At 68.5% G+C, this 6,062-nt stretch carries 2 protein-coding genes and 1 pseudogene; 2 read left to right on the top strand and 1 reads right to left on the bottom strand.

The features are described from left to right. Nucleotides 1-16: 16 nt before the first annotated feature. Nucleotides 17-2,863 carry a glycoside hydrolase family 48 protein gene (locus ACZ4WQ_RS06300; RefSeq protein WP_358846948.1) on the bottom strand — a complete coding sequence of 949 codons (2,847 nt, stop codon included), beginning with the start codon at nt 2,861-2,863 and terminating at the stop codon, nt 17-19. A 531-nt stretch (nt 2,864-3,394) separates the two neighbouring features. Here ACZ4WQ_RS06300 and ACZ4WQ_RS06305 point away from each other — a divergent pair. Then, a pseudogene (locus ACZ4WQ_RS06305) lies at nt 3,395-4,398 on the top strand (glycoside hydrolase family 5 protein); the annotation flags it as partial. Then, a complete protein-coding gene (locus ACZ4WQ_RS06310; protein WP_398369161.1) occupies nt 4,395-5,792 on the top strand; it encodes a glycoside hydrolase family 6 protein in 1,398 nt (465 codons plus the stop codon). The pseudogene ACZ4WQ_RS06305 and the gene ACZ4WQ_RS06310, both read left to right, overlap by 4 nt. The last annotated feature ends 270 nt before the right edge of the window (nt 5,793-6,062 follow it).

Consider the following 6,062-nt stretch of genomic DNA (forward strand, 5'->3'; position numbering starts at 1 on the left):
GCCGGTCCGCTATCCGCTATTCGAAGAGATCGGCGTAAGACCCCATCGCGAGCGCGATGTCGGCCTGGGCCCAGAACCGGTGGTACGTGAAGCTCGGGACCGCCCCGCCCTTCAGATACGCCTCGACCTTGGACCAGGCCGGGTCGTTCTTGTAGAAGGACCGGATCGACATGAAGGTGGAGCTGGAGTCGACCTTGTCACCGTTCGGCATGGTGCCGGTCCAGCCGCTGGGCACATAGACCGGGTCGTCGAAGCGGTTGTAGTCGGCGCGGGTCTCCGGGACCGCGATGCCCAGCGCGTCCTGGTAGTTGTTCCACATGCCGTCCAGCAGCGCCTTCGCGGTGTCCCTGGCCTGGGTGTCGCCGGACTTGGCGGCGTAGTAGGACAGGGTCTTGGCGTACGCGGCCGTCACGCCGACGTCGTTGGTGTAGTCGGCGACGGTGACGTGCAGGCTCGCGTTGGCGCCGGGGCTGGAGGCGTTCCAGGTGTCCGGCTGGCCGGACCACTGGAGGGTGGACGGGATCTGGTAGGTGCCGTTGGCGTTGACCGTGGTCTTGGACAGCGCCCACTTCACCCACTTGTCCAGGATGGTCTTCGCGGAGGCGTCACCGGTGCGGTTGTAGTACTCCGCGACGCGCTCCATGGACCAGGCCTGGAAGCCGAACCACTGGTTGGACGGCGGGTCGTGGTAGACCGGCTTCTCGTCGTAGTACATGCCGTAGAACGTCGAGGTGCCCGACGGCGGCGTGGCGTAGCGGCCCTGCCAGCTGTTGGTGGCGCCGCCCGCGATGGCGCCCTCGCTGGACTGGAGCCAGCGGTAGAACTCCAGCTGGCGCTTGAGGCTGGTGGACCAGTCCGCGGCACCGGTGGCCGACTTGGGCTTGAGGTCGGCGTAGTTGGCCAGCGCCCAGGCCGCCATGGGGTTCTGGTAGCCGCCGTGGGCGTGGCTGGAGCCGATCCGCCAGGCCCAGCCGGCGGAGGTGTCGGTGGCGCCGCCCCAGGCGTAGTACCAGGACAGCAGGTAGTGGGAGCTGTTCTTGCCGCTGCCCGCCGCGCACGCGGTCTCACCGACGCAGTTGCCGACCTTCTTGAAGTACTTGTCGTACATCGCGTAGCGCAGGTAGTCGCCCATCTTGGCGGCCTTGGCCACATTGGCCGACACCTGGCTGCCCTTGCCCTGCGCCTTGGCCCACTCGGCGGCCCAGTAGGCGGCCTGGACCACGCGGGCGTCGGCGTCCGGGGCGTTGGTGAACTTCCACTGCTTGGCGTACGAGGCGTCGCCGGTGAACAGGTCCAGATAGCCGTTCTTGCCGCCGTACTTGAAGCTGTCGCAGGTGGGCTGGGTCACGGTCTCCCAGACCGACTCCTGCGGGCCGCGCTGGAAGGTGTTGACATAGCTCGGCCCGGTGTCGCTCGGCCCCGCCTCGCACTTGCCGGGGGAGTTGCCGTAGCCGTAGACGTTGTCGACGTCCTGGATCCAGTGCATGCCGTAGATGTCATCGGTGCCGTACGCGCTCTTCAGCTCGGCGGCGATGGGGTCGTTGCCGACCGACACATTGCCGTTGAGCTGCGAGGGGTACTGGGAGGGCTGGTCCCACTCGGGCGCGTAGGTGGCCGGCTTGGAGGCGTTGTAGAAGCTGTTGGTGGGCTGGTCGGCGTGGGTGGGGATCATGTACTTCTCCATGGTGTCCCACGCGTTGTTGAACTTCGACCAGTCGCCGGTGACCTTGCCGTACATCGCCTGGAGCCAGATCAGATAGCTGTACGCCTCGGAGGTCGTCTCATGGCCGTGGTCGGGGGCCTCGACGATCAGGGTCTCCACCGAGTGGTACGGGATGCCCTCGGGCGAGAAGTAGCCCGCCGCCGGAGCGGTGATCTTGTTGTAGAGATCCAGGAAGCGGGCGTCGTACGCCTTGGAGGCGGCGAGCTGGGTGACGGTGACCTCGGCCTTGGTGTGGCCGGTGGCGGTGGCGGTGAAGGTCGCCGAGCCGGTGCCGCTGTTCGCGGCGGTGACGGTCACCTGCTGGGCGGTGTCCCAGTTGGTGGGCGTGAAGGTGAGGGTGGCGCCCGAGGACACGGTCAGCCCGGTGTTGCCCGCGGTGCGGGCCACGGACACCGTTACGTTCGCGGACGGCTTGGTGGACAGCTTCACGCCGAACGTGCCGGTCTTGCCCTGCTGCACCCCGAGCTGGCCGGGGCTGGCGACGAGCGCGGGCCCGGCGGCCACCCGGATGCCGACGGGGGTGGACTCGGCGGAGGCGCCCTGGCTGTCGTACGCCTTGGCGTAGAGCGAGTAGTCGCCCGCGGGCACATCGGTGTAGTCGAACGTGAACGGGGAGGCGGTGTCGGTGCCGAGGAGCTTGGTGTCGCTGTAGAACTCCACCTTGGTGACGGTCGCGCCGTCGGCGGCCGCGGCGGTGGCGGCCATCGGGACGGTCCCGCCGGCGCTGAACGTGGCGCCGGGGGCCGGGCTGCTCAGCACGGCGATGGGCGGCTGGTGGGCGCCCGTGCAGCTGATGCCGTTGACGGCGAAGGTGGTGGGCGCGGTGTTGGTGCCGCTGTAGGTGAACTGGGCGCCGGTCGTGACATTGCCACCCGCCGCGATCTTCGCGTTGTGGGCGGCGTTCTTGACGGTCACGGTCTTGCCGGACTGGGACCAGGTGCCGTTCCAGCCGTTGGACAGCTTCTGGTCGCCCGTATAGCCGTACGACAGGGTCCAGCCGTCGATGGCGTCCGCGCCGGGGTTGGAGATGGTGAGCTCCGCGGTGAAGCCCGAACCCCAGTCGTTGGTCTTGTAGTCGACGCCGCACTGGACGGCGGCGGCGTGGGCGGGGGCCGCCCCGCCGGCCGCAGTCATGGCCATCGGCAGCGAGAGGGCGGCGGCCAGGGCGGTCACCAGCCGTCTCGTCCTCGGCCGCCTCGTCCCCGGGAGTCCCGTCTTCGGCCTTCTCAGCCCTAATCGAGCCAGGGTTGTTCGTGCCCCTGACAACGGCGAGCCTCGCTGTACACGCATCTGGGAGGTCCTCCTCGCGGGTCCGTGCGGGTGGGGGGGCAGTGCGAACCAGTGGGAGCGCTCCCAAGATGCGTGGGCCCTGAAGGGGTGTCAAGTCTTTGAACAAGATGCGCCTGTCGAACGTGTTCGACTGATAAATCTGTGAACGCCTCTGTTGACATGTGCGACACAGGCGTTACGGTCACTTCAACCAGTGGGAGCGGTTCCAGCAGTCAGCGCCACCTTCGGGTCACCCCGGGAGGCGCCTGGACTTCGAGGAGTCGCTCCATGCGAGCACCACCGCGCCTTTATGCCTTGGCGGCCACCGCGGCACTGACCCTCGCGGCCGCTCTGCTCCCCGTCGCGCAGGCGTCGGGTGCGGCCGCCGCGGCCACCGCACCACCGAAGCTGCACGCCTCGGGCAACAAGCTGGTCGACGAGAACGGCACCACCCGCAGACTGCTGGGCGTCAACCGCTCCGGCGGTGAGTTCATGTGCGTCCAAGGGCGCGGCATCTTCGACGGGCCGGTCGATGACGCGTCCGTCAAGGCCATCGCGGACTGGAAGGTCAACGCCGTCCGCATTCCGCTCAACGAGGAGTGCTGGCTGGGCCTTTCGTACATCAACGCCGCCTACCGGGGCGCCAACTACATCTCGGCGGTCAAGGGCCTCGTATCCCGGCTGGAAGCCCATGGCATCACCCCGATCGTCGAGCTGCACTGGACCCACGGCAAGTACACGGGGGGCGACAACCACTGCCGGGACACCGAGTACGCCACCTGCCAGAAGCCGATGCCGAACGCGCAGTACACCCCGGCCTTCTGGAGCTCGGTCGCCCAGACCTTCAAGGACGACCAGGCCGTGGTGTTCGACCTGTTCAACGAGCCGTTCCCGGACCGCGCCACCAGCGACCTCGCGGCGGCGTGGAACTGCTGGCGCGACGGCGGGAAGTGCCCCGGCATCGACTTCGAGGTCGCCGGGATGCAGGACCTGCTGGACGCGGTGCGGGGCGCCGGAGCCAAGAACCTCGTCCTGATCCCTGGAGTCGCCTACTCGAACGACATGCGCCAATGGCTCGCACACAAGCCGAGCGACCCGGCGGGCAACCTCGCCGCCGCCTGGCACACCTACAACTTCAACACCTGCAACAACGAGAGCTGCTGGAACGAGCAACTGGCCCCGGTCATCGGCCAGGTGCCCTTCGTGGCGGGTGAGATCGGTGAGAACACCTGCTCACACGGCTATATCGACCGGGTCATGGCCTGGCTCGACGCCAAGGGCGCCTCCTGGGCTGGACCTGGAACACCTGGGACTGCTCCTCCGGCCCTTCCCTGATCAGCGATTTCAACGGCACGCCGACCGGCTTCGGCGTGGGACTCCGTGACCACTTGAAGGGATTGTCATGAGCCGCACAACTTCACCCCCCCGTCGCAAGCGCACCGTCGCGCTGGCCGGCTCCGCGCTGCTCGCCGCCACCGCCCTGACCGTCTCGGCCCTGAGCGGCACCGCGGCCGCCCAGGTGGAGGGCAGCAACGCGGCCGCCGCCAAGGTGGACAACCCGTACTCGGGCGCCAAGGTGTACGTGAACCCCGACTGGTCCGCGAAGGCCGCCGCCGAGCCCGGCGGCAGCAAGATCTCCAACCAGCCGACCGGCGTCTGGCTGGACCGCATCGCCGCCATCAACGGCACCACCGGCGCCCGCGGTCTGCGCGCCCACCTGGACACCGCGCTGTCCCAGTCGGGCGGCAGCCCCACCGTCGTCCAGTTAGTCGTCTACGACCTGCCCGGCCGCGACTGCGCCGCGCTGGCGTCCAACGGCGAGCTCGGCCCGAACGACATCGACAAGTACAAGACGCAGTTCATCGACCCGATCGCCGCGATCCTCTCGGAGTCCAAGTACGCCAACTCCAACCTGCGGATCGTCACCACGATCGAGATCGACTCGCTGCCCAACCTGGTCACCAACACCAACGGCCGTCCCACCGCGACCCCGCAGTGCGACACCATGAAGGCCAACGGCAACTACGTGAAGGGCGTCGGCTACGCCCTGAACAAGCTGGGCGCCATCGGCAACGTCTACAACTACATAGACGCCGGCCACCACGGCTGGATCGGCTGGGACGACAACTTCAACGCCACCGCCCAGGTCCTCCAACAGGCCGCGACCGCCGAGGGCAGCACGGTCGACAAGGTGGCCGGGATCATCGTCAACACGGCCAACTACAGCGCCCTGAAGGAAAACAACTTCACCATCAACGACAACATCGCCGGCAAGTCCGTGCGCGAGTCGAAGTGGGTGGACTGGAACCGCTACGTCGACGAGCTGTCCTTCGCCCAGGCCTTCCGCCAGCAGCTCGTCAATGTCGGCTTCCCGAGCAACATCGGCGCGCTGATCGACACCTCCCGCAACGGCTGGGGCGGCACCGCCCGCCCGACCGCCCCCGGCGCGCAGACCACCGTGGACACCTACGTCAACGGCGGGCGCTACGACCGCCGGATCCACATCGGCAACTGGTGCAACCAGTCCGGCGCCGGGCTCGGCGAACGGCCCAAGGCGGCACCCGCGGCCGGGATCGACGCGTACGTGTGGATGAAGCCCCCGGGCGAGTCCGACGGCTCCAGCTCCGCCATCCCGAACGACGAGGGCAAGGGCTTCGACCGGATGTGCGACCCGACGTACACGGGCAACCCGCGCAACGGCAACAGCATGTCCGGCGCGCTGCCGAACTCGCCCCTGTCGGGCCACTGGTTCTCGGCCCAGTTCCAGGAGCTTCTGAAGAACGCGTACCCCGCGCTGTAATCCGCTCGGGCGACGACCGATAGACCGCACCAGGCACCCGCACCCGACGGGGCCGGTGGACGCGCACCCGCGCTCCGCCGGCCCCGTTGGCGATCACCCGTCGGACAGCCCGCCTCCTGAAAGCCCGAGGTGAGGGCCGCCAGTGACTTTGTGGTGAGTTTGGGACGTCGACACGCCGGGCGGGGGGCGGGGGGGGGGGGCGCAACAACCACAAAAAACAGGGGGGGGGGTGGGGTCAGGCGGCGGGGGTGTCCGCCGGGCGGGGGGCCC

This window comes from Streptomyces sp. NPDC028305 (genome assembly GCF_055569495.1).